The 24,638-nt window shown below is 70.6% G+C and carries 26 protein-coding genes; 14 read left to right on the plus strand and 12 right to left on the minus strand.

What is annotated here, in order from left to right; translation table 11 throughout:
- The first annotated feature begins 43 nt into the window (after positions 1-43).
- Both OG625_RS16480 and OG625_RS16485 read left to right on the plus strand, forming a co-directional pair.
- On the plus strand, positions 44-439 hold the full coding sequence (locus OG625_RS16480) for a hypothetical protein (RefSeq protein WP_329381069.1): 396 nt from the start codon (positions 44-46) through the stop codon (positions 437-439).
- Between the two features lie 201 nt (positions 440-640).
- Positions 641-1,213, plus strand: coding sequence for a dihydrofolate reductase family protein (locus tag OG625_RS16485; protein WP_329381071.1), 573 nt, complete (start codon positions 641-643; stop codon positions 1,211-1,213).
- A 17-nt stretch (positions 1,214-1,230) separates the two neighbouring features.
- Here the strand turns inward: OG625_RS16485 and OG625_RS16490 are convergent, their stop codons facing one another.
- From OG625_RS16490 to OG625_RS16500, 3 genes are all read right to left on the minus strand, one after another.
- Entirely contained in the window at positions 1,231-2,130 is a 900-nt protein-coding gene (locus tag OG625_RS16490; protein WP_329381074.1) for an alpha/beta fold hydrolase, read from the minus strand.
- Between the two features lie 37 nt (positions 2,131-2,167).
- Positions 2,168-2,821, minus strand: a complete 654-nt coding sequence (locus OG625_RS16495) for a DNA alkylation repair protein (protein ID WP_443067894.1) — start codon at positions 2,819-2,821, stop codon at positions 2,168-2,170.
- A 213-nt stretch (positions 2,822-3,034) separates the two neighbouring features.
- Entirely contained in the window at positions 3,035-3,430 is a 396-nt protein-coding gene (locus OG625_RS16500) for an SHOCT domain-containing protein (protein WP_329381076.1), read from the minus strand.
- A gap of 112 nt (positions 3,431-3,542) precedes the next feature.
- Between OG625_RS16500 and OG625_RS16505 the strand changes: the two genes are divergently transcribed.
- Together OG625_RS16505 and OG625_RS16510 are read left to right on the plus strand one after the other, a co-directional pair.
- Entirely contained in the window at positions 3,543-4,088 is a 546-nt protein-coding gene (locus OG625_RS16505; protein ID WP_329381079.1) for a potassium channel family protein, read from the plus strand.
- A gap of 30 nt (positions 4,089-4,118) precedes the next feature.
- On the plus strand, positions 4,119-4,667 hold the full coding sequence (locus OG625_RS16510) for a GNAT family N-acetyltransferase (protein ID WP_329381082.1): 549 nt from the start codon (positions 4,119-4,121) through the stop codon (positions 4,665-4,667).
- A 21-nt stretch (positions 4,668-4,688) separates the two neighbouring features.
- On the opposite strand, the gene OG625_RS16515 is transcribed toward OG625_RS16510, so the two are convergent.
- A complete protein-coding gene (locus tag OG625_RS16515; RefSeq protein WP_329390722.1) occupies positions 4,689-5,585 on the minus strand; it encodes an NADP-dependent oxidoreductase in 897 nt (298 codons plus the stop codon).
- A 169-nt stretch (positions 5,586-5,754) separates the two neighbouring features.
- Here OG625_RS16515 and OG625_RS16520 point away from each other — a divergent pair, with 169 nt between their 5' ends.
- A complete protein-coding gene (locus OG625_RS16520) occupies positions 5,755-6,171 on the plus strand; it encodes a winged helix-turn-helix transcriptional regulator (protein ID WP_329381084.1) in 417 nt (138 codons plus the stop codon).
- A gap of 65 nt (positions 6,172-6,236) precedes the next feature.
- Positions 6,237-7,037: a Mut7-C RNAse domain-containing protein gene (locus OG625_RS16525; protein WP_329381086.1), complete on the plus strand. Its 801-nt coding sequence runs from the start codon at positions 6,237-6,239 to the stop codon at positions 7,035-7,037.
- Here the strand turns inward: OG625_RS16525 and OG625_RS16530 are convergent.
- A complete protein-coding gene (locus tag OG625_RS16530; protein WP_329381087.1) occupies positions 7,025-7,504 on the minus strand; it encodes a hypothetical protein in 480 nt (159 codons plus the stop codon). The two genes, OG625_RS16525 and OG625_RS16530, sit on opposite strands and share 13 nt — an antisense overlap.
- Before the next feature lie 149 nt (positions 7,505-7,653).
- On the opposite strand from OG625_RS16530, the gene OG625_RS16535 reads away from it, so the two are divergent.
- Positions 7,654-7,989, plus strand: a complete 336-nt coding sequence (locus OG625_RS16535) for a YnfA family protein (protein WP_329381089.1) — start codon at positions 7,654-7,656, stop codon at positions 7,987-7,989.
- 64 nt (positions 7,990-8,053) lie between these two features.
- Positions 8,054-8,821, plus strand: coding sequence for an SDR family NAD(P)-dependent oxidoreductase (locus tag OG625_RS16540; RefSeq protein WP_329381091.1), 768 nt, complete (start codon positions 8,054-8,056; stop codon positions 8,819-8,821).
- Here the strand turns inward: OG625_RS16540 and OG625_RS16545 are convergent.
- The 5 genes from OG625_RS16545 to OG625_RS16565 all read right to left on the minus strand — a co-directional run bounded on the left by OG625_RS16545 (position 8,818) and on the right by OG625_RS16565 (position 14,081).
- A complete protein-coding gene (locus OG625_RS16545) occupies positions 8,818-9,474 on the minus strand; it encodes a polysaccharide deacetylase family protein (protein ID WP_329381093.1) in 657 nt (218 codons plus the stop codon). The two genes, OG625_RS16540 and OG625_RS16545, sit on opposite strands and share 4 nt — an antisense overlap.
- 56 nt (positions 9,475-9,530) lie before the next feature.
- A complete protein-coding gene (locus tag OG625_RS16550) occupies positions 9,531-10,595 on the minus strand; it encodes a hypothetical protein (RefSeq protein WP_329381096.1) in 1,065 nt (354 codons plus the stop codon).
- A gap of 100 nt (positions 10,596-10,695) precedes the next feature.
- Entirely contained in the window at positions 10,696-11,655 is a 960-nt protein-coding gene (locus OG625_RS16555; RefSeq protein WP_329381098.1) for a hypothetical protein, read from the minus strand.
- A 285-nt stretch (positions 11,656-11,940) separates the two neighbouring features.
- Positions 11,941-12,840, minus strand: coding sequence for an RNA polymerase sigma-70 factor (locus OG625_RS16560; protein ID WP_329381101.1), 900 nt, complete (start codon positions 12,838-12,840; stop codon positions 11,941-11,943).
- A 32-nt stretch (positions 12,841-12,872) separates the two neighbouring features.
- Complete coding sequence (locus tag OG625_RS16565) at positions 12,873-14,081, minus strand: NAD(P)/FAD-dependent oxidoreductase (RefSeq protein WP_329381103.1); 1,209 nt, start codon at positions 14,079-14,081, stop codon at positions 12,873-12,875.
- A gap of 259 nt (positions 14,082-14,340) precedes the next feature.
- Between OG625_RS16565 and OG625_RS16570 the strand changes: the two genes are divergently transcribed.
- Entirely contained in the window at positions 14,341-15,159 is an 819-nt protein-coding gene (locus tag OG625_RS16570) for a hypothetical protein (protein WP_329381106.1), read from the plus strand.
- Between the two features lie 60 nt (positions 15,160-15,219).
- Here OG625_RS16570 and OG625_RS16575 read toward each other — a convergent pair whose 3' ends face one another.
- On the minus strand, positions 15,220-16,413 hold the full coding sequence (locus OG625_RS16575) for an RtcB family protein (protein ID WP_329381108.1): 1,194 nt from the start codon (positions 16,411-16,413) through the stop codon (positions 15,220-15,222).
- 164 nt (positions 16,414-16,577) lie between these two features.
- Between OG625_RS16575 and OG625_RS16580 the strand changes: the two genes are divergently transcribed.
- The 3 genes from OG625_RS16580 (at position 16,578) to OG625_RS16590 (ending at position 19,841) form a co-directional block, all read left to right on the plus strand.
- Positions 16,578-17,441: a DUF3558 domain-containing protein gene (locus tag OG625_RS16580; protein ID WP_329381110.1), complete on the plus strand. Its 864-nt coding sequence runs from the start codon at positions 16,578-16,580 to the stop codon at positions 17,439-17,441.
- 114 nt (positions 17,442-17,555) lie between these two features.
- Complete coding sequence (locus OG625_RS16585; protein WP_329381112.1) at positions 17,556-18,326, plus strand: DUF3558 family protein; 771 nt, start codon at positions 17,556-17,558, stop codon at positions 18,324-18,326.
- Positions 18,327-18,476: 150 nt separating this feature from the next.
- Positions 18,477-19,841 carry a DUF2637 domain-containing protein gene (locus OG625_RS16590; protein ID WP_329390724.1) on the plus strand — a complete coding sequence of 455 codons (1,365 nt, stop codon included), beginning with the start codon at positions 18,477-18,479 and terminating at the stop codon, positions 19,839-19,841.
- A gap of 88 nt (positions 19,842-19,929) precedes the next feature.
- Here the strand turns inward: OG625_RS16590 and lysS are convergent, their stop codons facing one another.
- Positions 19,930-21,660, minus strand: a complete 1,731-nt coding sequence (lysS, locus tag OG625_RS16595; protein WP_329381115.1) for a lysine--tRNA ligase — start codon at positions 21,658-21,660, stop codon at positions 19,930-19,932.
- A gap of 180 nt (positions 21,661-21,840) precedes the next feature.
- Here lysS and argS point away from each other — a divergent pair, with 180 nt between their 5' ends.
- Together argS and OG625_RS16605 are read left to right on the plus strand one after the other, a co-directional pair.
- The gene (argS, locus tag OG625_RS16600; RefSeq protein ID WP_329381117.1) at positions 21,841-23,619 is read left to right on the plus strand and encodes an arginine--tRNA ligase; all 1,779 of its coding nucleotides are present in this window, start codon (positions 21,841-21,843) and stop codon (positions 23,617-23,619) included.
- A 209-nt stretch (positions 23,620-23,828) separates the two neighbouring features.
- The gene (locus tag OG625_RS16605) at positions 23,829-24,581 is read left to right on the plus strand and encodes a VOC family protein (protein WP_329390727.1); all 753 of its coding nucleotides are present in this window, start codon (positions 23,829-23,831) and stop codon (positions 24,579-24,581) included.
- Positions 24,582-24,638 lie beyond the last annotated feature (57 nt).

The raw sequence follows: 24,638 nt of genomic DNA on the forward strand, positions 1-24,638 counted from the left end.
CGGCGGGAACGCGGTTGCGGGAGCCGGGTGCGATCCTCCACGTATGAACGCTCTCGGCGACGCGAAGCTGCGCACCTGGACGCTGGCCTTCATGGCCCTGCTGGCAGCCGACACCGCGGATCAACTCGCCTGGCTGGGCGAGCGCGAGCTGGAAACGAAGGACGTCGTCGAAGAGGTGGAGCTCCTGTGCCGCGTCTCCGAAGGACTCGCGGAGCGCGGAGCCTTCGAGCCCGAGGATCTGCGCGGTCTTCGGGCCATCGGGCTTCGCCTCGGCGAGATCGATGCCACCTACCGCGTCGGCCTCTGGGGCGACGCCCTGGCCACCGATCCGGCGTGGGACGACATCCGTTCCCTCGCCCGCCGGGTCCTCCTCACGAGGCTGGGCGACTGGCGTCAGCCACTGCCCCGGCCCGTGCGCCCGCACGCGGGCGGCCGCTGAGCGACCTCTGACGGACGCTCGCCTCACATGTCGTGGGCCGGCGGGCCGGGCCGGCCGAAAAAGAATTTCGGTGGGGACCGATGAGTTCCTCCGCGATCATCGGTCAAAGAACATGACTGGTGTGGCGAGGCCGCTCGTGAGGGCCGAAACCGCGCCGCCCGACCTGCCGAGAACCAGACACGAGATTCCGAGGAACCCACGATGCGCACCCTGATCACCTCCGCCTTCATCTCCCTCGACGGCGTCGTGGAGGCCCCCGGCGGCGAGCCCGGTTACCGGAACTCCGGTTGGACCTTCAAGGACGTCGAGTTCCTCCCCGAGGCCTTCGAGATCAAGGGCCGGGAGCAGAAGGAAGCCTCCGCGATCCTGATGGGCAGGACCAGCTACGAGGCGTTCAGCCCGGTGTGGCCCGACATGGAGGACTTCGCCGACTACAAGGTGATGCCGAAGTACATCGTCTCCACCACCCTCGGCGAGGACGACCTGGTGTCGAACTGGGGCGAGCAGACGATCCTGCGTTCGCTCGACGAGGTCGCCGCGCTGAAGGAGACCGAGGGCGGCCCGATCATCGTCCACGGCAGCGCCTCCCTGAACCGGGCCCTTTCGGACGCCGGCCTGATCGACCGCTACCACCTCGTCGTCTTCCCGCTCCTCCTCGGCGCGGGCAAGCGGCTCTTCAGTGCCACCGACAAGGACACCCAGAAGCTGAAGCTCGTCGAGCACGAGGCCTACGCCAACGGCCTGCAGAAGCAGGTCTTCGACGTCGTCCGCTGACCTCGGTCCCGGCCGGCTCAGGCCGCGGGGCCGCCGCTCGTGTGCCGTACCAGGGCCGGGATCACGGTGTCCCAGGTCTCGACGGGCGGCATCTGGTGCCCCATGCCGGGCAGCGGCACCAGCGTGGCCCCGGGGATCTCGCGGGCGAGTGCCTCGGCGTGCCCGAAGGGGAGCAGCGGGTCCGCGGTGCCGTGCAGGATCAGGGTCGGAGCGGTGATCTCCCCGAGGCGGTCGCGGACCGGCTCGGCGCCCTCGACCAGATAGTGGTTGGCGGCGGCCGCGGGCACCGGGCTGCGGTCGTACGCGCGCCCGGCCGTACGGCGCAGCCATTCCTCGTCCACCGGAATGGTGCCGGCGAACAGCCGTTCGGCAGCCAGGAAGTAGTCGAGTACGGCCTCCCGGTCGCCCCAGTCGGGGGCCCCACCGGACTCGCCGGACTCGCCGGACTCGCCGGACTCGGCCTGCTCGGCGAAGGCCTTCTGCAGCGCCTCGCTCATCGGCGGCAGTTCGGGTTGGCCCTCGCCCCCGGGGCCGGCCGGGCTGGTGGACATCAGGGTGAGCGTCAGCACCCGGCCGGGGTGGAGGACGGCGATCCGCTGGGCGAACGCGCCGCCCATGGACACGCCGACGATGTGCGCCGCCTCCCGCCCGTACGCGTCGAGCACGCCCAGGGCGTCGGCGACCAGGTCCTCCTCGGTGTACGGGGGCGCGCCGACCGGGAAGGTCGTGGAGCCTCCGGTGTCGCGGGTGTCGTAGCGGATGACGTGGCGGCCGGCGGCGGCGAGCCGGCCGGTGAACTCCTCGTCCCACCAGTCCATCGAGGCCTCCGCGCCCCCGATCAGCAGGACCGTGGGATCGGCGGGGTCACCGAAGGCCTGGGTGACGAGGTCGATGCCGTTGACGTGGACGGTGCGCACGGGTGCCTCCGGGCGGGGTGGCGGGCGGGGGTCACGGCTACGGCTTCGTCTTCTCCTGCTGCCGGCGGGCCATCTCCGTGATCCAGATCGGCGCGAACGGTGACGTGCAGCCCGGCGGCGTCGGGTAGTCCTTGAGGACCTCCAGGCGCTCACCGATGCCGATCGCACGCGCGCGGTGCTCGGCGTGCTCGATCCCGATCTGGGCGAGGCAGTGGTTCATCGCCCACTGCAGGCGGTCCGGGGCGTCCTTCATCTCCGCCTCGATGACGTCGAGCAGCCCGGCGAGGTCGAGGCCCGCGGGCTTCTTCGCCACGCGTTCGGTGGTCAGCGCCCAGCCGGCGCTCGCGACCACCGGATCCGCGTCGGCGAACCAGGCCAGGCGCAGCTCCTCGGCGTGCGGGTTCTTCTTCACCACGTAGTTCACGAGCCAGTCGTGCACCTTGGGCGTGCGCGCCTCGCGCACCATGGCGTCCAGTTCGTCCCGGTCGAACGCCTTCGGGCGGCAGATCAGCAGCGACAGCAGCCGCGCCGCGGTGTCGTCCGTCTCCCAGAGCCGGCCGGCGAGGTCCTGCTGCGTCTTCAGGCGTTTCGCGAGCGCGCGGAGCTTGCCGAGGTTCACGCCGTGATCGTCACCGTGCTTCTCGTTCACCGCGCGGGCCCTCGGGTCCTCCAGCGCGGCCAGCTCGGCCATCACCTCGGCCACCGTCGTCTCGGCCACCGTGGTCTCGGACACCGTCGTCTCGGACACCGTGGTCTCGGCCACCTCTCCCTCACGTACGAGGTTCAGCGTACGGCGGGAAGCGGAGCCCCGGCAGCGGCTTGCCCCTCACGCCCACTGCCCAGGTCCGGCCCTCACCGCGGGCCCGACCTGGGGAGAGCAGGGTACGAACGGGGTACGAGCGGGCTAGGCCAGGAGCTTCGCCTTGGCGCGGTCGAACTCCGCCTGGGTGATGTCGCCCTTGTCCTTGAGCGCGGCCAGCTTGTGCAGTTCGTCGGCCGAACCGCCGCCGCCACCGGTGCTCGCCGCCTCGCGGACGTACGCCTGGAAGGCCTCTTGGCTCTGCTTCACCTGCTTCGCGTCCCGCTCGGCCATGCTCCGCCCGCGGACGATGAGGTAGATGAGAACGCCGATGTACGGCAGCAGGAGGACCAGGACCAGCCATCCCGCCTTGGCCCATCCGCTCATGCCGTGGTCACGGAAGATGTCCGAGATGACCTTGAAGAGCAGGAAGAACCACATCACCCACAGGAACAGCCACAGCATCGTCCAGAAGAGGTTGAGCAGCGGGTAATCGTCCATGCCCGACTCCGATCTTTTCCGCACGTATGCGAATGATTCGCGCGTTCCCGTCCTTCATACAGTCCGGTGATCGAAGTCGCATGTGGAGCGGACGGCCCCCGACGATGGGCACATGAGCCTCTCGAACGGCCGGCAGCCCCGCCTCCGCGTGATCGGCCACCTGCTCCGTTCGGTGGCCGCGGCCGCGGTGCTCACCGGGCTGTACTACCTGGCGCCGCTGGACCGCGGGGTGGGCGTCGGCACCGTCGTCCTGCTGCTCACGGGGCTCGCCGTTTTCGGCGCCCTGATCGCCTGGCAGCTCGCCGCCATCGCCCGTTCGGAGTATCCGCGGCTGCGCGCCATCGAGGCCATGGCCACCGCCGTGCCGCTGTTCCTGGTGCTGTTCGCGGCGGTGTACTTCCTGATCTCCAAGGAGTACCCGGCCACGTTCTCGGAGCCGATGAACAGGACCGACGCCCTCTACTTCACGGTCACCGTGTTCGCGACCGTCGGCTTCGGGGACATCGCGCCCGTCTCGGAGGCCGCCCGCGCGCTGACCACCGTCCAGATGGTCGCCGACCTGATCGTGGTCGGCCTCGTCGCCAAGGGGCTCTTCGGAGCCGTCCAGGTGGGGCTGCTCCGGAAGGGGACCGACGGCGGACCCGAGGAACCTTCGTAGGCCGCCGGACGCCGTCGTAGGCTGCGAGGCATGGTGGAACGCGAGGATCCCGCGGTACGGCTGGTACGGCTGGCGCCCTGGTCGGCGGACGACTTCTGGCTGCTGGAGCGCAAGAACGAGCCCGTCATGACCGAGCACCTCGGCGGACCGGAGACCCTCGCGAAGCTCCACGACCGGCAGCGGCGCTACGAGGCCCTCAGCGCGCGGGAGCCTGCCGCCGGGCGGATGTTCCGGGTGGTGCTGGAGCCGGAGGGCGAGAGCGTCGGCTCCATCGGCTTCTGGGAGCGGGAGTGGCAGTGCCGGCCGGTGTACGAGACCGGCTGGGGCATCCTGCCCGAGTTCCAGGGGCGGGGCCTCGCGGTGGTCGCGCTGCGGGAGCTGCTGTCGTACGTACGCACCCACGGCTCCCCCGCCCGCGAGACCGTCCACGCCTTCCCGGGCACCGACCACCCGGCCTCCAACGCCGTCGCGCGCCGGGCGGGCTTCGAATGCCTCGGCGAGGTCGATTTCGAGTACCCGCCCGGGGTGCCCCACCCGAGCAACGACTGGTGCCACCGCATCAGGGCCGTGAGGGCGTGAGGGCCTGGAATGCCCTGGGCGTCAGGCCGTCAGGATGATCCGGCCCCGGGTCCCCGGGGTCGCCAGGTGGGCGTGCGCCTTGGCTGCGTCGGCGAGGTCGAAGGCGTCCGCCACCCGCAGGGCGAGGGCGCCCGAATCGACCAGGGAGACCAGGCGGGCCAGGTGCTCCCCGTCCGCGGCGACCTCCTGCTCCACCACCCGCACCCCGCGCTCCGCCGCCGGCGCCGCCCCCGGGATCACGCCGACGTACACGCCGCCGTCGCGGACGAAGCCGAGCGCGGACTCCCCCAGTACGGCCGCGTCCAGCACCCCGTCGACCGGCTCGGCCGGGGCTCCTCCGCGCGGGACGAAGCCGGTCGCGCCCAGCGAGCGCAGGTAGGCCTCGTCGTCGGCGCCCGCGAGGGCCGTCACCACCAGCCCGGCCCGCGCCGCGAGCTGGACCGCGAGCGCTCCGACCACCCCGGCGGCGCCGGTGATCAGCACCGAGGCCCCGGGGGCGAGGCCCAGCTGCTCCACGGCGCGGCCCGCGGTGAGCCCGCCGAGCGGGAGCCCCGCCGCGGTCACGGCGTCCACGGTGGCCGGCGCGGCGGCGATGGCGGTCGCGTCGAGGACCGCGTACTCGGCGTGCGTGCCCAGCGGCTTCACCGTTCCGTAGTGCAGCCCGACGACCTGCTGTCCGGCGGCCCAGTCGGCCACCCCGGCGCCGACCTCGTCGATCTCCCCCGCCGCCTCCCAGCCGAGGCCGAGCCGCTGCCCCGCCCCGCCGAAGACCCCGGCGCGGACCCCGGCGTCCACCGGGTTGAGCCCGGTGGCCCGGACCCGGATGCGGACCTGGCCGGCCGCCGGGCGCGGGACCGGGACCTCGGCGATCTCGACGTTCTCGGGCCCGCCGAACTCGTTGACGACCACTGCCTTCATCGTTGCGTCAGTCATGATCTCTCCCGTGGTATCCGGCTCGTCGAGTCGAGCCGAGTCGAGCTGAGTCGACTCGGTGGCTCGTTCCTGATGAGCACTAACCTAGGGAGAGGTACTCTCTTTTCGTAAGTACGCACTTCGGGGTGCGTACCCGACCCGGAAGTGGGGCCCCATGGCCACCCGCACCGCCGCTGCTCGCCGCGAAGACGCCCGCGAGGCCTACGACGCCTTCCTCAAGGAATGCCCCACCAGTCAGCTCCTGGCCCGCATCAGCGACAAGTGGGTCGGCCTCGTCGTCAGCGCCCTCGCCCAGGCCGACGACCGTTCCATGCGCTACAGCGACCTCGGCCGCAAGATCCCGGGCGTCAGCCAGAAGATGCTCACCCAGACCCTGCGCTCCCTCGAACGCGACGGCCTCGTCACCCGCACCGTGACCCCCACCGTCCCCGTCCGCGTCGACTACCGGCTCACCGAACTCGGCGGCAGCCTCGCCTGCCTGCTCTCCTCCGTGAAGCTGTGGGCCGAGAACCACTTCGACAAGGTCAACGCCCACCGCCAGGCCTACGACGAGAACGCGGAGACCGCCTGAAGCCCCGGTGAAGACCCCGGCGAAAACCCCGGCGGCCCCCACCCCCTCAGTGGCATGCTGACAGGGTGAACGGACCAGGCATTCAGCTCACCCTCGCCCCCGACCTGCGCGTCTTCGCCGCCCCCAGCCGGCGTGCGGAGCGCGTACCGACGGCCACCGACGGCGCCTCCAGCATCGGACACGTCGTCGAATCCGCCGGAGTCCCGCTCACCGAAGTCGGCCGCCTCCTCGTCGACGGCCACGAGGTGCCCGTCTCGTACGTGCCCCAAGACGGCCAGGACGTCGAGGTGTTCGGCGTCGACCGGCCCCAGCGCGTCGACGGCGCCCCGCTCCGCTTCCTCCTCGACGTCCACCTCGGCACGCTCGCCCGCCGCCTGCGCCTGCTCGGCGTCGACGCCGCCTACGAGAACGAGGACATCGGCGACCCGGCCCTCGCCACCCGCTCCGCCGCCGAGCAGCGCGTCCTGCTCTCCCGCGACCGCGGACTGCTGCGCCGCCGCGAGCTCTTCGCCGGCGCGTACGTCTACAGCGACAACCCGGACGAGCAACTGCGCGACGTACTCGGCCGGTTCGCGCCCGTCCTCGCCCCGTGGACCCGCTGCACCGCCTGCAACGGGCCGCTCCGCGCAGCCGACAAGGACAGCGTGGACGACCGCCTGGAGCCCGGCACGCACCGCTCGTACGACGTGTTCGCGCAGTGCACCGACTGCGAACGCGTCTACTGGCGTGGCGCCCACCACGCCCGCCTGGAGCGGATCGTCGACGAGGCCGTCACGGAATTCGGCACCGAAGCCCAGGCCTCGGCCCGGGACCGGGCCCAGGACCAGGCCCGGGACCAGGACCAGGACCGGGCTCAGAAGGCGTAGGCGTCACCCGTGTCCAGCGCGAGCACCACGTGCTCGTTGTTGGCGAGGTTGCGGTCCGTGGCGCCGCCGTTCCACCAGGTGTCCACCCGCAGCACCACCTCCGGCGCCCGTTCGCGCAGCCCCAGCGCCATCCCGATGTGCCGGCCGTGGCCGTGCAGCGGCATCGGCCCGGTCTCGCACACCACCTCGCGCAGCCCGGCGCGGGCGCAGCCCGACGGCAGCTGCTGCCGGTCCGCGAGATCGACCGACAGCCGCAGCCGCACCGTCGCGTTCGGCACCGCCGCCGGCCCGTCGTTCTCCGGGACCAGCCAGATCCGCAGCTGCGCCTCGGCCAGGGCCACCCGGCCGTGGTACGAGACGTCCGCCTCCGGCCCGGCCCAGGCCCCCGCGGGGGCCGCCGCCGTCCCGAACGCCAGCAGCCCGGCCAGTCCCGCCACCACCACACCCGACACGGCAACACGGCGCATCGCCACCGCCACCACCTCCTCTTCGCGCGGAGGCTAGCCAGCACCGACCCTCTCCGGTCGGACCATCACACGAATGAGGGCGCGGCATGCCCCCATTCGCCCGCCCCTCCCCCGACCTTCCCCGCCGCCCGATCCGTACGCTTCGAGCCATGCCGATCGCCCGCTCCGCCGCCCTGTTCACCCTCGCCGCCCTCCTGGAGATCGGCGGCGCCTGGCTCGTCTGGCAGGGCGTCCGGGAGCACAAGGGCTGGGCCTGGATCGGCGCCGGAGTCATCGCCCTCGGCCTCTACGGCTTCGTCGCCACCCTCCAGCCCCAGGGCGACTTCGCCCGGGTCCTCGCCGCCTACGGCGGGGTCTTCGTCGCCGGATCCCTCGCCTGGGGCATCGTCGCGGACGGCTACCGCCCCGACCGCTGGGACATCCTCGGAGCCCTCGTCTGCCTCGCCGGAATGGCCCTGATCATGTACGCCCCGCGCGGCCGCTGAGCCCCCGCCGGCCCGCCTATGCTGGCGAGTATTCACCCGTACGAACGACCGAGGAGCCCCGCACATGAGCACGACCACGGCCACCCGCACCGCCGTAGTCACCGGCGCGAGCAGCGGCATCGGCGCGGCCACCGCCCGGCAGCTCGCCGCGGCCGGCTACCACGTCGTCCTCACCGCCCGCCGCAAGGACCGCATCGAGGCCCTCGCGGCCGAGATCACCGCGGCCGGCCACTCCGCCGCGGCCCACGCCCTCGACGTCACCGACCGCGCCGCCGTCGATTCCTTCGCGGCCTCCCTCGACCGCTGTGACGTCGTGGTCAACAACGCCGGCGGCGCCATCGGAGCCGAGCCCGTCGCCACCGGAGACCCCGCCGACTGGCGCACGATGTACGAAACCAACGTCATCGGCACCCTCAACGTCACCCAGGCGCTGCTCCCCGCGATCACCGCCTCCGGCGACGGCACGGTGGTCGTCCTCTCCTCCACCGCCGGCCACGCCACCTACGAGGGCGGCGCGGGCTACGTCGCCGCCAAGAACGGTGCCCGCGTCCTCGCCGAGACCCTCCGCCTGGAACTCGTCGGCCAGCCCGTACGCGTCATCGAGATCGCCCCCGGCCTGGTCAAGACCGAGGAGTTCGCCACCACCCGCTTCCGCGGCGACACCGAGAAGGCGGCGAAGGTGTACGCGGGCGTCGCGGACCCCCTCACCGCCGACGACGTGGCCGAGACCATCACCTGGGCGGTGACCCGTCCCAGCCACGTCAACATCGACCTCCTGGTGGTCCGCCCTCGCGCCCAGGCCTCGAACACGAAGCTCCACCGCGAGCTCTAGACGAGCCCGGCCGCCTTCAGGTGCGGCATGAGGGCGGCCGGCTTCAGCCCGGCCGCCTTCGCCGCGTCCAGCGCCCGCTGCAGGTCCGCCGCGAGCGTCGGCGTGAAGTGCAGCAGCACGATGTCCCCCGCCTTCAGCTGCGGCGTGGCCGGGGTCTCGCTCCAGGTGGTGAAGTCGTACGTCCACGTCACGAGCGCCTTCACCCCGCACGCCTTGGCCGCGAGGCGCACCTCGTCGTCGACGGCCCCGTACGGCGGCCGCAGCAGCTTCGGCGCCCGCCCGAAGGTCGCCTGCAACTGCTCCCCGGCCCCGCAGACTTCCGCGTCCTTCCCGGCCGCGTCCAGCGTGGTCAGGTCCGGGTGGTTGACCGTGTGGTTCTCGACGTTCGCCCGGCCCTGCTCCGTGAGCGCGGTGAAGTACTGCGTGTCGTACGAGGTCGCCCCAGGCAGCAGGAACAACGACACCGGCACCCGCTTCTCCCGCAGGATCCGGGCCGCCTCGGGATCGTGGTTCCAGCCGTCGTCGATGGTGATGAAGACGACGTTCTCCACCGTCGGCACATGCGACACGACGGGCGGCAGCCCCACCCCCGCCTGAGCGGACCCGGCGGCCCCGAGGGCGAGCGACAACGACGCGAGAGCGGCGACAAGCACGCGAGATCTCCACATGGCGCACACCCTGGTCTAGACCAACTCTCCGCGTCAACCCCCTACTTGGGAGTCCCTTCCGCCGAAAGCGCACGCGCCTCAAGGGCGTTGCTCCCCGCCACATCGGCAGGACCCTGCGCCGGCAGCTCGAACGTCACCGTCACACTCCGCCGCACGGCGGTCTTCCTCCACCACTTGTGACCGCCGCCGAGCAGTGTGTCGGCGTCCCCCAGCGCACCGTTTCCGTACTGGAAGGTCGCGCCCTCTCCCCGCCAGAGGTCGGTCCGCACGAACGAGCAGGTGACCAGCGACTTCCCGTCGGCCAGCCGCATCACCGGCAACTCCCCTCCTGCCACCTCGAAGGCGTACCCCTTCGTGACGTCCGTCAGGTCACCCTTCAAGACGTTGAACGCCTTGACGACCTCACTCGTGAGCTCGCCCGGCACGAAGTGGTCACTCTCGGGCTTCCCATCCGGAGCGGTGAAAGTCATGTACCGGGCGTACCGCCCGCACACCTCCCGGTCGGCGGCGGCAGTCGGCGACAGCACCACCGCGCCCGCCGCGTCCCGGCCGACCGCCGCGATCTCCTTGCTCCGCGCGGCGAAGTCGAAGATGCGGTGCATCATGGCGTCGTTCTTTCCGGGGGTCACCGGCCTGTCGTTCACCCAGGACATCGCGGCGGCCTTCCACTCGCCACCCGGCGCATCCTGGACGAAGTAGTGCACGGCGGCATCCCTCGTCGCATTGACGTGGTTGGAGGACTGCCTACTGAGCACCACGAACGAACGCGGATAGCCCTGCTGATCCCGCTCGGCAGGCACGAAGAACTCCGGCCGCCCGAAGGAGAACTCGGGCACGTCAATACTCCGCAACCTCGCGACCTCAACGCGCGCCAGGCTCTCCTTCAGCAACTCCCCCGTCTCCACCGCGGCAAGCCCGACAGCATCCCGCCGATCCAGCGATGCCATGCGCTCGGAGAGGTAGCGGTTGAAGACCTGCTCGGCCTGCTCCTTGCCGATCACCATCGGCACCACGGGCGCGGCCGACGCACCGGCCGGGGCCGCCTTCCCGCCCGAGCACCCCCCGAGCCCGACGACACACCCCACCGCCACGGCGACGACACCCACCCGAACCCGACGCTGCTGCCGCCGCCGACCAGCCCAAATCCACATCACGGAACATCCCCCCACAGGACTCACCCACCAGAACGACGAGATCACCGACCCCCTACCTGGGGACTCCCTCCGCCGAAAGCACGGGCGCCCGCAGTGCGTTGCTCCCGACCACGTCAGCCGGTCCGCCGCCCGCAGGCACCTCGAACGACACGGTCACGCTGCGGCGCACGGTGGAGGCCCGCCACCACGTGTCCATGCCCCCGATCATCGCGCCGACGTCGCCCATGCTCGAGCTGCCGTACTTGAACTTCGCGTTCCGGGCATTCCAGAAGTCGGTCCGTACGAAGGTGCACGTGACCAGGGACTTCCCGTCCGCCAGCCGGACCACCGGCAGCTCCCCGCCGGCCGCCTCCAAGGACAACCACTTGTCCACGAGCTTCAGCTTCTCGCCATGCGCGTTGTACGCGCCGACCACCCCACCGGTCAGCTCGCCCGGCACGAAGTGCTCGCTCTCCGGCTTGCCGTCGGGCACCGAGAAGCTCATGTACTTCGCGTACCGCCCACACACCTCCCGGTCCGCGGCAGCCGTGGGCGACAAGGTCACCGCACCCGCCGCGTCGCGCACGAGCGGGGCGATCTCCTTGTCCCTGAGCTGGAAGCCGCCTATCTCGTTCGTGCGCGCCGGGTGCGGGGCGGCCGCGCGGTCGTTCACCCACGACATGGCCGTCGCCTTCCACTCCCCGCCGGGCGCGTCCTGGACGAAGTAGTGCACGGCGCTGGACCGGTTCTGCTCGGTTCCCGCGAACTCACGGCTCGTCACGACGAACGACCGCGGATAGCCCTGCTGGTCCTTCTCCGCCGGGATGAAGAACTCCGGCCGCCCGAAGGAATCGACCCAACCGGCATAGCCGGCCCGAGCCTTCAACAGGTCGATCGAGGCCTGGCTCTCCGCCAGCAGCGGCCCGGTCTCCACCTTCGCGATGCCCTCCCTGTCACGCCGGGCCACCGAGTCCCGCCGCTCCCAGGCATACCGGTTGAAGACCTGCTCGGCCTGCTCCTTGCCGATCACCATCGGCACCACGGGCGCGGCCGACGCACCGGCCGGAGCCGCCTTCGCATCAGACTTCCCGGGCGTACAGCCAACCAGCCCGACGAAACACCCCGCCGCCGCTACGACGACACCCACCCGAACCCGCCGTCTACCAGCCGAAAACCCCACCACGGAACATTCCCCCACGCCGCTTGCCCAACAGAAGTGCGCTGATGAAATCACGGCCGCGAACACCCCCAGGGCAGCGGGCCGGACATCCCTCGACGGCGACGGGGACCGACCGGTCACGGCCGGCCCAGGTCGCACTCACCGCAGGGTGAGCGGGGTCTCCGAGGCGAGGTGCGAGAGCTTCTCCGGGTTGCGGACGTAGTACAGGCCCGTGATGCGGCCGTCCTCCACCCGCGCCGCCATGATGCCGTCGAGCTCCCCGTCCAGGTGGACCACCAGCGCCGGGGCGCCGTTGACCACGGTGTGGCCGATGGTGAGCGGGATGGTGTTCTTGCCGAGCCCGCCGGCCATCAGGCGGGCCACCTTGTCGCTGCCGAGGACCGGCCTGAGTGCGGCATGTTTCACGCCGCCGCCGTCGCCCACGAGGACCACCTCGGGCGCCAGTACGTCGAGGAGCTTCTGGAGGTCCCCGCCGTTCAGCGCCAGCCGGAACTTCTCCAGCACCGCCCGCGTCTCGCTCTGGGAGACCACCTCGCGCGGACGCCGCGCATCCACGTGCTTCCGGGCGCGGTGCGCGATCTGACGCACCGCCGCCGGGGTCTTCTCCACGGCCGCCGCGATCTCCTCGTACCCGACGTCGAACACCTCTCGCAGCACGAACACGGCGCGCTCCGTCGGCGACAGCGTCTCCAGGACGAGCATCACCGCCATCGACACGCTCTCGGCGAGCTCCACGTCCTGCGCCACGTCCGGCGCCGTCAGCAGCGGCTCCGGCAGCCACGGGCCCACGTACGACTCCTTGCGGCGCGACATCGTGCGCAGCCGGTTCAGCGCCTGTCGGGTCGTGATCCGGACCAGGTACGCACGCCGGTCGCGCACCTGCTCCGGATCGACCTCGACCCACCGCAGCCAGGTCTCCTGCAGCACGTCCTCGGCGTCGGCCGCCGAACCGAGCATCTCGTACGCGACGGTGAAGAGGAGATTGCGGTGCGCGACGAACGTCTCGGTCGCCCGGTCGGTGGCTGCCTGATCACTCATACCTTGATCATCTCCTCTTCGGCCGCGGCTGCCTAGGCCACCCGTTCGGCAACCGCCGGGGCCTCTCCGCGACCCGCCGCCCGCAGCCGCTCCTCTCGCTTGGCCGGTCCCGACATGAGGTGCAGCTTGTACCCGCCGGGCTTGTGCGCCTCCCCGGCCATGTGCTTGAGGACGCCCTTGCACACGAGCTCCTTCACCTTCGCGCCGAGGCCGCCGTCGATGTGCATCCACACGGCGACGTCCGACTTGTTGGCGAACTGGAAGATCCCGGCGCGTCGGCCCAGGCTGATGCACTGGGCGCCGAACGTCTGGTTGAGCGGCGCGGGCCGCTCGTCCGCGATCCGGCTCAGGACCGTGTCCGCGGCCCGCGCGCCCAGCGGCAGCGCCGCCTGGCAGCTCATCCGCAGCGGCAGCCCCGACGGCGCCGCCGAATCCCCCGCCGCGAGGATCCGTACGTCGTCCACGCTGGTCAGCGTCTCGTCCGTGAGCAGCCGCCCCAGCGCGTCGGTGCTCAGCCCGCTGCGCGCCGCCAGGTCCGGCACGCCGAAGCCGGCGGTCCAGATGGTCACCGCGCTCGACAGCGTGCGACCGTCCGCCAGCCGCACGGCATCGCGCTCCACGGCCGTCACCTTCGCGTCGGGGCCCTCCAGCACGGTCACCCCGAGCGCCGCCAGCCGCCCGGCCACCGAGCGGCGGCCCCGCGCGTGCAGGTACGGCCCGAGCACCCCTCCGCACACCAGGGTCACGGCCCGCCCCTGCTCCGCCAGCTCGGCGGCCGTCTCGATCCCGGTCGGCCCGGCCCCGACCACGGTCACGGCGGCCGAAGCGGGCGCGGCGTCGAGCACCGGCCGCAGCCGCTGGGCCTCCTCCAGGGTGCCGATCGGGTAGGCGAACTCGGCCGCTCCGGGCACGCCCGGGTCGGCGCTGCCGCTGCCGACGGCGTAGAGGAGGTAGTCGTACCCGACCCCGCCCCCACCCGCCAGCTCCACGCTCCGCGTGGCCGCGTCGATCCGCGTCACGGAGTCGACCACGACCCGGACGCCCTCGCTCAGCACTTCTCGGTACTCGACGACCGCGGCATCCGACCCGGCCACCAGCTGGTGCAGACGGATCCGGTGGACGAAGTCCGGCCGCGGGTTGATCAGGGTCACGGTCACGTCGTCGCGCTGCGTCAGTCGGTTGGCCGCCATGACACCGGCGTACCCGCCACCGATCACCACGACGTCGATGTTCTCGTTCACGATGTCTCCTCGGTCCGTCTTCAGGGGCTCGACATGAAGACACCGCACGGCCGGCTGCTGTGACAGCGTGTGGCCCAGATCACTTCGCGGGTGGGGTCGGGGACCATGTGACATTCCGCCATACGTTCGAGTGAATGCCGCCCGATCGGCCGACCGCGCTCCGGGCCCGCGCCTAGGTTCGGCCACAACACAAGCGGCCCCCGCCCGGGATGGCAGTCCCGGAACGAGGGCCTCACCGACAAGGAAGAGGCACTTCCTCATGGCTGAACAGGACCCTAGCGCCGCCGTGCGCTTCATGGACCTCCAGGACCCCCGCTACGCGTACATGTTCGGCTTCTTGCAGGCCGACGGGCACCTCGCTCAAGGGCGTGGACAGAAGGGCAAGCTGACTGCCGAGATCAACGCTCGGGACATCCACATCCTTCGCGAGTTCCAGCAGCTCACGCCCTACTACAGCTCCATCACCGAGCGCGTCCGAAGCACCAACTTCGCCGCACGGGCGCACTCGGCAACGTGGAGCGTCTGTTCACTCGAAGCCAGGACCATCGTCAACGAGCTCGGCATCCCCTACGGCAAGAAGTCCCTGACCATCACACCGCCACGAACGGACTTCTCCCGTCCCGATTACCTCCGCGGAATCATCGACGCGGACGGCTCGCTCGGCTGGACGGCCCAGGGTTACCCCTTCCTCGCCCTGACCTCGGCCAGCACGGCCATCGCCGCCTACCTCTGCCACTACGGCAAGAAGATCACCGGAACCCAGCGCATCACCTCGCGCAATAAGCGGGACGGCGTCTACAACGTCTGCTACTACAAAGAGACGGCACAGCGGCTCGCCGCACACTTCTACTACGACGGCTGCCTCGCCCTCGACCACAAGAAGGCGAACGCGGACGCCATCCAAGCCTGGGTACGCCCGGCGGACATGAAGATCGCCCCGCCGCGACGTCGCTGGACCGCGAAAGACGACCAGGAGCTGCTGCGCCTGAACGACCCGGCAGCGGCCGCCATCTCCCTCGACCGCACGGAGCAGAGCTGCTCCATGCGCCTTTGGCGCCTGCGCACCGGCAAGGTCTAACCAAGCCGGCACCAAGAGGGCCCGGACCGAAAACGGTCCGGGCCCTTTCACGTAAGGGCGTCAGCCCTTGATGCAGATGACCTGCTTGAGCTTGGCTACGACCTGCACGAGGTCGGTCTGCTGGTCGATGACCTGCTCGATCGACTTGTACGCGCCCGGGATCTCGTCCACGACGCCCGAGTCCTTGCGGCACTCGACACCCTTGGTCTGCTCCGCCAGATCCCGCGCCGAGAACTTCTTCTTCGCCGCCGTCCGGCTCATCTTCCGGCCCGCGCCGTGCGAGGCCGAGTTGAAGGACTTCTCGTTGCCGAGGCCCTTCACGATGTACGAGCCCGTACCCATGGAACCCGGGATGATCCCGTAGTCGCCGCTGCCTGCGCGGATTGCTCCCTTACGCGTGACCAGCAGGTCCATGCCGTCGTACCGCTCTTCCGCCACGTAGTTGTGGTGGCAGCTGATCTCCTGCTCGAAGGAGACCTTCGCCTTCCGGAATTCCCGCCGGATGACCTCCTTGGAGAGGCTCATCATCACGGCACGGTTGTACTTCGCGTACTCCTGGGCCCAGAAGAGGTCGTCTCGATAGGCCTTCATCTCGGGGGTCGCCGCAAGGAACACCGCGAGGTCCCGGTCGACCAGGCCCTGGTTGTGCGAAAGAGCCCGGGCGACGTTGATGTGGAAGTCCGCCAGCTCGTTGCCGATGTTCCGAGATCCGGAGTGCAGCATGATCCACACCGAATCGGACATGTCTACACAAAGTTCCCAAAAGTGATTGCCTTGCCCCAAACTTCCCATTTGCCGCATTGCCCGTTCCCGCCGGAACTTCACCGCATCAGCGATGTAGTCGAACCGCTCCCACAGGTCCCCGAACCCCTTCTCCGAGAACCCGTACAACCGCCCCGGATCCAGCGCCTCGCGGTGCATCCCCGCCCCCACCGGAATCACCTGCTCGATCCGCGACCGCAGCTTCGACAGGTCCCCCGGCAGGTCGTTCGCCGTCAGGGACGTCTTCACCGCCGACATGCCGCAGCCGATGTCCACGCCCACCGCCGCCGGGCAGACCGCGTCCTTCATGGCGATGACCGAGCCGACCGTCGCGCCCTTGCCGTAGTGGACGTCCGGCATGACGGCCAGGCCCTTGATCCACGGGAGGCCGGCCGTGTTCTGCAGCTGGCGCATCGCGCTGTCCTCGACCGACGCGGGGTCGGTCCACATCCGGATCGGAACCTTCGCCCCGGGTACCTCTACATACGACATACGGAATCAATCCCCCGAAAAACACAGAAAAGTCGGAATGCGCAAAAAGCCTCGCTCTTAACCCCAAATGGGACAGGGGACCGGCGCCGGCACCAGCGTGTGCGATAGACATTGTGTCCATCCGCGCCCGAGCCGCGGCAACGTATTTAAGGGGGCCAGTGGACGTGCAGCGCAAAGCGGCGGTACGAGGAGTCCTGCCCGGCATCGCGATGTTCGCCGCGCTCGCGGTCGGCGCGGGTGCCCTGACCGGGTGCACCGGCGGCGGCAAGACCGGCGGCGGCAACGACGCGAAGGGCGGCGCGAACCAGGCCGCCCCCGCGCAGCCCGGGAAGTACCGCAGTCTGCCCGCGCCCTGTAAGGCCGGGGTCGAGAGCAAGCGGCTCAAGGGGATGCTGCCGATCCCCGACACGCTTCCCGCCCCGCAGCGCGACCAGCTGTACGCGGGCGTCGCGGACGCCTCGTACGACGGCGACCGGCACGTCGGCTGCCGCTGGAGCGCGCAGGTCCCCGAGGAGACCCGGCTGCTGTCGGTGGTCTTCGAGCGCGTGGTCTCGTACGACCGGGCCGCGATGAGCGACGACGACAAGGCGCGGCAGGTGTACGTGCGCCGGCTGACCGATGCGCACCTGCCCTTCCCCGGGCCGAGTGCGAGTCCCACGCCCGCGGCGCCGACTCCCGGGGCGCCGACGCCGCCCGCGCCCACCGCCGCCGCCCCCGGCGCGCCCGGCGCGCCTTCGCCGGGCGCGAGCACGAGCCCGACCGCGAGTCCGTCCGCGCCCGTCGAGCTCGGGTCGCGGGTGCTGGAGGGGCTCGGGAGCGAGGCGTACATCGAGGACAAGCTGAGCCCCGCCGGGGCCACGGCGGCGCAGTCGCGGACCGTGCGGATTGTGTTCCGCACCTCGAATGTCATCGTGACCGTGGAGTACGCCGTGCAGCCGGCCCTGCCCGGCGTGGTGCCGCCGAGCGGTGAAACCCAGGAAAAGGCAAGGCAGTTGGCGCAGGCTTTGGTCGAGCGTTTCAACGAGTGAGGGACGCCCGGCGCGCCCGGGGGTGACGGCGGGCACAGCATCCGGGTCTCGGGTCCGGCTACCGTTGCTCGGGTTCGCGCCCGAAGAAGTCCGACAATCGCACCTGAAGGAAACATGCACCGATCAGCCTCGCGCCTCACTCGCGTTCTCGCCTGCGCAGCCGTCCCGGTGGTCCTTGCCGTCGCCGGTTGCTCCTCCGATTCGGGCAAGGACTCGGACTCGGGCAACGGCAAGAAGTCCGACTCCTCCGCGTCTGCGAAGCCGAGCGGGAAGGCTTCGGCAGCCCTGGAGAAGGCGACGTACGCCACCCTCCCGGACCCGTGCAAGGCGCTCCAGACGGCGACGATCGACTCCCTCGTCCCGGAGGCGAAGGACAAGAACGGCGCCGCGGCCAAGTCGAACGATCTGGCCAACCGGTCGGGCTGCGCCTGGAACGGTCTGGACGAGGACGGCCTGAAGGGCTCGCAGTACCGCTGGCTGCAGGCGTCCTTCTGGCGCTACGACTCGCAGGCCGCGCTCGGCAGCGCCGACAAGCGTGCCGAGGAGAACTACAACAAGCAGGTCGAGCTCGCGAAGACGACCCAGGGCGCCGAGAACGTGAAGGCGGAGCCGGCGGAGGGCATCGGCAACCAGGGGACGTCGGTCGTCTACTCGGTGAAGAAGGACAACGTCGACCACTTCAACACGACGATCGTGGCGCGCACGCACAACGTGGTGATCACGCTCGACTACAACGGTGCCGGTCTCGAGGGTGCCGCCGCCCCGGACCAGGCGAAGCTGCTGCAGGACGCGATGGTCGCGGCGAAGGAGATCGTCGCTTCGGTGGAGGCCGCGAACCAGCAGCAGGCGCAGCAGCCGCAGTCCGAGTCGCCGCAGCCCCAGTAGTAACGGACCGGTGGTGACGGGCCGGTAGTAACGGGGCCAGGGGAGCGCTGACTTCCGGTCGGGCTTACGCTGTGCCTGCCGCGGCTTGGTAAAGGCTCGGTAAGTGCTCGGTAAGTGCTCGACAAGGGGAGGGGATCGCGGGTGGCCGCGATGCAGCTGACTCGTACGCACCGGATACTCATCGGTGTCGTCGTCGCCGGTGCCGTGGTCATCGCGGGGATCGGTTTCGCGGGTTCGTACTCCGCGGTGCGTGCCCTGGCCTTGAAGAAGGGCTTCGGCAGCTTCTCCCTGGTGTTCCCGATCGGCATCGACATGGGCATCTGCGTGCTGCTCGCGCTCGACCTGTTGCTGACGTGGATCCGGATCCCCTTCCCGTTGCTGCGTCAGACGGCGTGGCTGCTGACGATCGCGACGATCGCGTTCAACGGGGCCGCGGCGTGGCCGGACCCGCTGGGTGTGGGCATGCACGCGGTGATCCCGATCCTGTTCGTGGTGACGGTGGAGGCGGCCCGGCACGCGGTGGGCCGGATCGCGGACATCACCGCGGACCGGCACATGGAGGGCGTGCGGATCACGCGGTGGATCCTGTCGCCGATCCCGACGTTCAAGCTGTGGCGGCGGATGAAGCTCTGGGAGCTGCGTTCGTACGAGCAGGCCGTCGGAATGGAGCAGGACCGGCTGATCTACCAGGCCCGCCTCCAGGCCCGCTACGGGCGGAGCTGGCGGCGCAAGGCCCCGGTGGAGGCGTTGATGCCGCTGAAGCTGGCGCGGATCGGCGTGCCGCTGTCGCAGACGGCCCCGGAGGGGCTGGCGGCGGCGGGGATCGAGCCGGCGCTGTTGCCCCCGGTGGCGGTCGAGGCCGAGGCTCAGGCGCAGGTTCAGGTTCCGGTTCCGGCCGGGTCGATGGCTCCGGCGCTGGAGGCTCCGCTGGTGGGGGGCCCGGCGGTGGACCCGCGGCTCCAGCCGCAGCCGCAGCCCCAGCAGTTCGTCCAGCAGCCGGGCATGGTGCAGCCCGGCGTGGTGCAGCCCGGCATGGTGCAGCCCGGCATGGCGCACGCTCAGCCGCCGTTCGCGGTGGATCCGACGGCGATGCCGGCGGCGCACAGCAGTGCGTGGTTCGCGGCGCCGCTGGCTCCGCAGGCGGCGTACGAGGGCGACTACAACCCGCAGTACGTGGAGGGCCTGGAGCCGACTCCGGTCATGCCCCCGACGGGCCCGGAGGAGGAGCAGCTGTCGCAGCCCGAGCAGCAGCTGCCGATACCGGCTCCGCGCCAGGAGGACGTCGCGGAGGCCGCCGAGACGCCGGACGAGGCCGAGTTCGCCGAGGCCGCGTACAAGGTGTTCCGCGCGCTGGTCGACGAGCAGAACGACTTCCCGACGGCCGAGGCGCTCGACATACACCTCTCGGACGGCTACAACGTGACCCACCCGCGCAGCGGCTCGCTGCTGCGCCGCATGATCCCGACGTTCAAGCAGCGTTACCAGAAGGATCTGGAGAACGAGCACATCGCGTGAGCGGCAGAGCGACATGCGGAAGGGCCCGCACCCCTCGGGGGTGCGGGCCCTTCCGCATGTCACACGGCTACACGGCCAGAGCCGGGCCTCAGGCAGCGAGGAGCTTGCGCACCCGGTCCGCCCCGACCGCCAGGAGCAGCGTGGGCAGGCGCGGGCCGGTCTCGCGGGTGACGAGGAGCCGGTAGAGGAGGGCGAAGAAGGTGCGCTGGGCGACCTTCAGCTCCGGGGTGGGCTTCGCGTCGGGGTCCAGTCCGGCCATGACCTTCGGGACTCCGTAGACGAGGGTGGTGAGCCCGTCGAGGGACCAGTGCGAGTCGAGTCCGTCGAGGAGCAGGCGGAGGGACTCGCGGCCTTCGTCGTCGAGGGAGGCGAGGAGCTCGGTGTCGGGCTCGTCGCGTACGAGGGTGCGCTGGTCGGCCGGGACCTGGGTGGTGATCCAGTTCTCGGCGCGGTTCAGGCGGGGCCGGACCTCGTCGAGGGAGGTGAGGGGCTTCTCCGGCTCCAGGTCGCTGAGGATGCGCAGGGTCTGCTCGTCGTGGCCGGCGGTGATGTCGACGACGGAGGCGAGCGTGCGGTACGGCATCGGGCGCGGGGTGCGCGGGAGCTCGTGGGAGGCGACGCGGACGGCGCGGGCGTGCGCGGCGGCGTCGGCGGGCAGCACGGAGCCGTCCGCCACCTTGGCCTCCAGCTTGTCCCACTCGTCGTAGAGCCGCTGGATCTCCTGGTCGAAGGCGATCTTGAAGGACTGGTTGGGGCGGCGGCGGGCGTAGAGCCAGCGCAGCAGCTGCGGTTCCATGATCTTCAGCGCGTCGGCCGGGGTCGGGACCCCGCCCTTCGACGAAGACATCTTGGCCATGCCGCTGATGCCGACGAAGGCGTACATGGGGCCGATGGGCTGCTCGCCGCCGAAGATCCCGACGATCTGGCCGCCGACCTGGAAGGACGATCCGGGCGAGGAGTGGTCCACGCCGGAGGGCTCGAAGATGACACCCTCGAAGGCCCAGCGCATGGGCCAGTCGACCTTCCAGACGAGCTTGCCGCGGTTGAACTCGCTGAGCTTGACCGTCTCGGTGAACTCGTCCTCGGTGCAGACGTAGGTCAGCTCGGTCGTCTCGTCGTCGTACGAGGTGACCTTGGTGAAGTCCTTGCCGCATTCGCCGCAGTAGGGCTTGTACGGGAAGTAGCCGCCCTCGGCGCTGCTGCCGTCGTCCTCGGCGGCCGCGCCGGAGCCCTCGGCGGCCTCCAGCTCGGCCTCGTCGACCTGCTTCTGCTGGGGCTTCTTGCCGCCCGGCTTCTGCTTGGTGCGGTACTGGTCGAGGATCGCGTCGATGTCGCCGCGGTGCTTCATCGCGAACAGGACCTGCTCGCGGTAGGTGCCGGCGGTGTACTGCTCGGTCTGGCTGATGGGGTCGTACTCGACGCCCAGCTCGGCCAGGGAGTCGACCATGGCGGCCTTGAAGTGCTCGGCCCAGTTCGGGTACGCGGAGCCTTCGGGCGCGGGCACGGCGGTCAGCGGGCGGCCGATGTGCTGGGCGTGGGACTCCTCGGTGACGCCGGGGATGCCCTTGGGGACCTTGCGGTACCGGTCGTAGTCGTCCCAGGAGATGAGGTGACGGACTTCGATGCCCCGGCGGCGGATCTCGTCGGCGACCAGGTGCGGGGTCATGACCTCGCGGAGGTTGCCCAGGTGGATGGGGCCGGAGGGGGAGAGTCCGGACGCGACGACGACAGGTTTGCCGGGTGCTCGGCGCTCCGCCTCGGCGATGACCTCGTCCGCGAAACGGGAGACCCAGTCGGTCTCGGTGCTGCTCTGCGCCACGACACGTCCTTCTATCTCGAATGCTGGCTCCAGCCATTCTCCCAGACGCCCGCGACCTGTCTGCGGTTGTTCCCCTCGCTGTTTTCTCCCGCGAAACGGGTGGCCCTCACGTGGGATACTCGGCACTTGTCGGAACAACCAAGTGCACCCACCGGCACGACCTCACAGGAACGGCAGCTCATGGCCTCGGTCCCTTCCCTCGCTTCTTCCGTCAATCAGCGCGTCGCGGACGCCCTCGCCTCGGCCCTGCCGGAGGCCGGTGGCGCCGACCCGCTGCTGCGACGAAGCGACCGGGCCGACTTCCAGGCCAACGGCATCCTGGCGCTCGCGAAGAAGGCGAAGGCCAACCCGCGTGAGCTGGCGACGACCGTGGTGGGGTCCATCCCGACCGGTGAGCTGGACCTGATCAAGGAGATCGAGGTCTCGGGTCCGGGCTTCCTCAACATCACCGTCACCGACAAGGCGATCATCGAGACCCTCGCGGCGCGGGCGGCCGACGACCGTCTCGGCGTGGCGCTCGCCGCGAACCCGGGCACCACGGTGATCGACTACGCGCAGCCGAACGTGGCGAAGGAGATGCACGTCGGCCACCTGCGGTCCGCCGTGATCGGTGCGGCGATGGTGGAGATCCTGGAGTTCACGGGCGAGAAGGTGGTCCGTCGCCACCACATCGGCGACTGGGGCACCCAGTTCGGCATGCTCATCCAGTACCTGCTGGAGCACCCGCACGAGCTGGACCACAAGTCGGACGAGGAGGTCTCCGGCGAGGAGGCCATGTCCAACCTCAACCGTCTGTACAAGGCCTCGCGCGCGCTCTTCGACTCCGACGAGGAGTTCAAGACGCGGGCGCGGGCCCGGGTGGTGAACCTCCAGGCCGGCGAGCCGGAGACGCTGGCGCTGTGGCAGCGGTTCGTGGACGAGTCGAAGATCTACTTCTACTCGGTCTTCAACAAGCTGGACATGGACATCCAGGACCCGGACGTGGTCGGCGAGTCGGGCTACAACGACATGCTGGTCGAGACGTGCAAGCTGCTGGAGGAGTCGGGCGTCGCCGTCCGCTCGAACGGCGCGCTGTGCGTGTTCTTCGACGAGTACAAGGGCCCGGACGGCAACCCGAGCCCGCTGATCGTGCAGAAGTCGGACGGCGGTTTCGGCTACGCCGCGACCGACCTGTCGGCGATCCGTGACCGCGTCGGCAACCTGAACGCCTCGACCCTGCTGTACGTCGTGGACGCCCGGCAGTCGCTGCACTTCAAGATGGTCTTCGAGACGGCGCGGCGCGCGGGCTGGCTGAACGACGAGGTCAAGGCCGTCCAGCTGGCCTTCGGCACGGTCCTCGGCAAGGACGGCAAGCCGTTCAAGACCCGTGAGGGCGAGACGGTGCGGCTGGTGGACCTTCTCGACGAGGCGGTCGACCGGGCGACGACCGTGGTCCGGGGGAAGGACGAGGAGCGCGGCAACCTCACCGAGGAGGAGATCGTCGAGAACGGTCTCCAGGTCGGCATCGGCGCGGTCAAGTACGCGGACCTCTCCACCTCCGCGGCGCGGGACTACAAGTTCGACCTGGATCAGATGGTCTCGCTGACCGGTGACACGTCCGTGTACATCCAGTACGCGTACGCCCGGATCAAGTCCATCCTGCGCAACGCGGGCGACCGCACGCCGGTCGCGCACCCGGAGCTGGAGCTGGCCCCGGCCGAGCGTGCGCTGGGGCTGCACCTGGACGGCTTCGGTGCGCTGCTCGAGGAGGCGGCCGCGGAGTACGCCCCGCACAAGCTGGCGGCGTACCTCTACCAGCTGGCCTCCCTCTACACGACCTTCTACACGGAGTGCCCGGTCGTGAAGCCGGAGCCGGAGCTGGTCGTGGGCGAGAACCGCCTGTTCCTGTGCGACCTGACGGCCCGCACCCTCTCGAAGGGCATGTCCCTGCTGGGCATCCGGACCCCCGAGAAGCTCTGACGTTCCACCCGACTGCCCCCGGCGCACCCGCCCCGGGGGCAGTCGCGTTTCCCGGACCGGGGCGGGGCCGGCGTCACCCGTTCGGAGCGGTTTCGGGTTCGGTGGGCGGGTAGGGGACGGCGCGTCCTTCCCCTCGCCATCTCCCGGAGGCATCCGTGCCCGACAAGAACGGCCCCTACAAGCCAGGTACCCCCTGCTGGATCGACCTGATGGTGCCCGACCAGCAGGCGGCCCTCGACTTCTACTGCGGCCTCTTCGGCTGGCAGGGCGAGATCGGTCCGGCCGAGCAGGGCGGGTACTCCGTCTGCACCCTCAAGGGCAAGCCGGTCGCCGGGATCATGAAGGCGATGAACCCCGACGGCAGCATCCCCGACCCGATGCCGCCGACCGTGTGGACCACGTACCTGTCCACCGACGGCCTCGATGCCACCCTCGCGTCCGTCACCGAGCAGCGCGGTCAGGTCGTGATGGGCCCGATGGACGTCATGGACCTGGGCCGGATGGCCGTGGTCGCCGACCCGACGGGCGCCGTCTTCGGACTGTGGGAGCCGGGGACCTTCGACGGGGCGGGCATCGTCAACGAGCACGGCGCGCTGATCTGGAACGAGCTCAGCAGCGGGGACACCGGCGCCGCCGGCGCGTTCTACTCCGCCATCCTGCCGATCAGCACGGCCCCGGCCGAGACGGAAGGCGGCCCGGAGTACACGGAGTTCAAGGTCGGCGGCCGCGCGGTGGCCGGGATGATGGGCCTCGACACCCTCCCGCCCGGCACGCCCCCGAACTGGCTGCCGTACTTCCACGCCGACGACGTGGACGGCGTCCAGGCCGCGGCGGCCGGGGCCGGTGCCAAGGTCCTCATGCCCGCCTTCGACATGGTGGCGGGCCGCATGGCCGTCCTGGCCGACCCGCAGGGCGCACCGTTCGCGGTGATCAAGGCGAAGGCCCCGCAGCAGCCCGAATGACCCCTGCGCGCCCCGGCGAGCCCGTCCTCGGGGTGAGCCTCCGTTCCCGAAGCCGGA

The sequence above is a fragment of the Streptomyces sp. NBC_01351 genome (assembly GCF_036237315.1).
Lineage (GTDB): Bacteria > Actinomycetota > Actinomycetes > Streptomycetales > Streptomycetaceae > Streptomyces.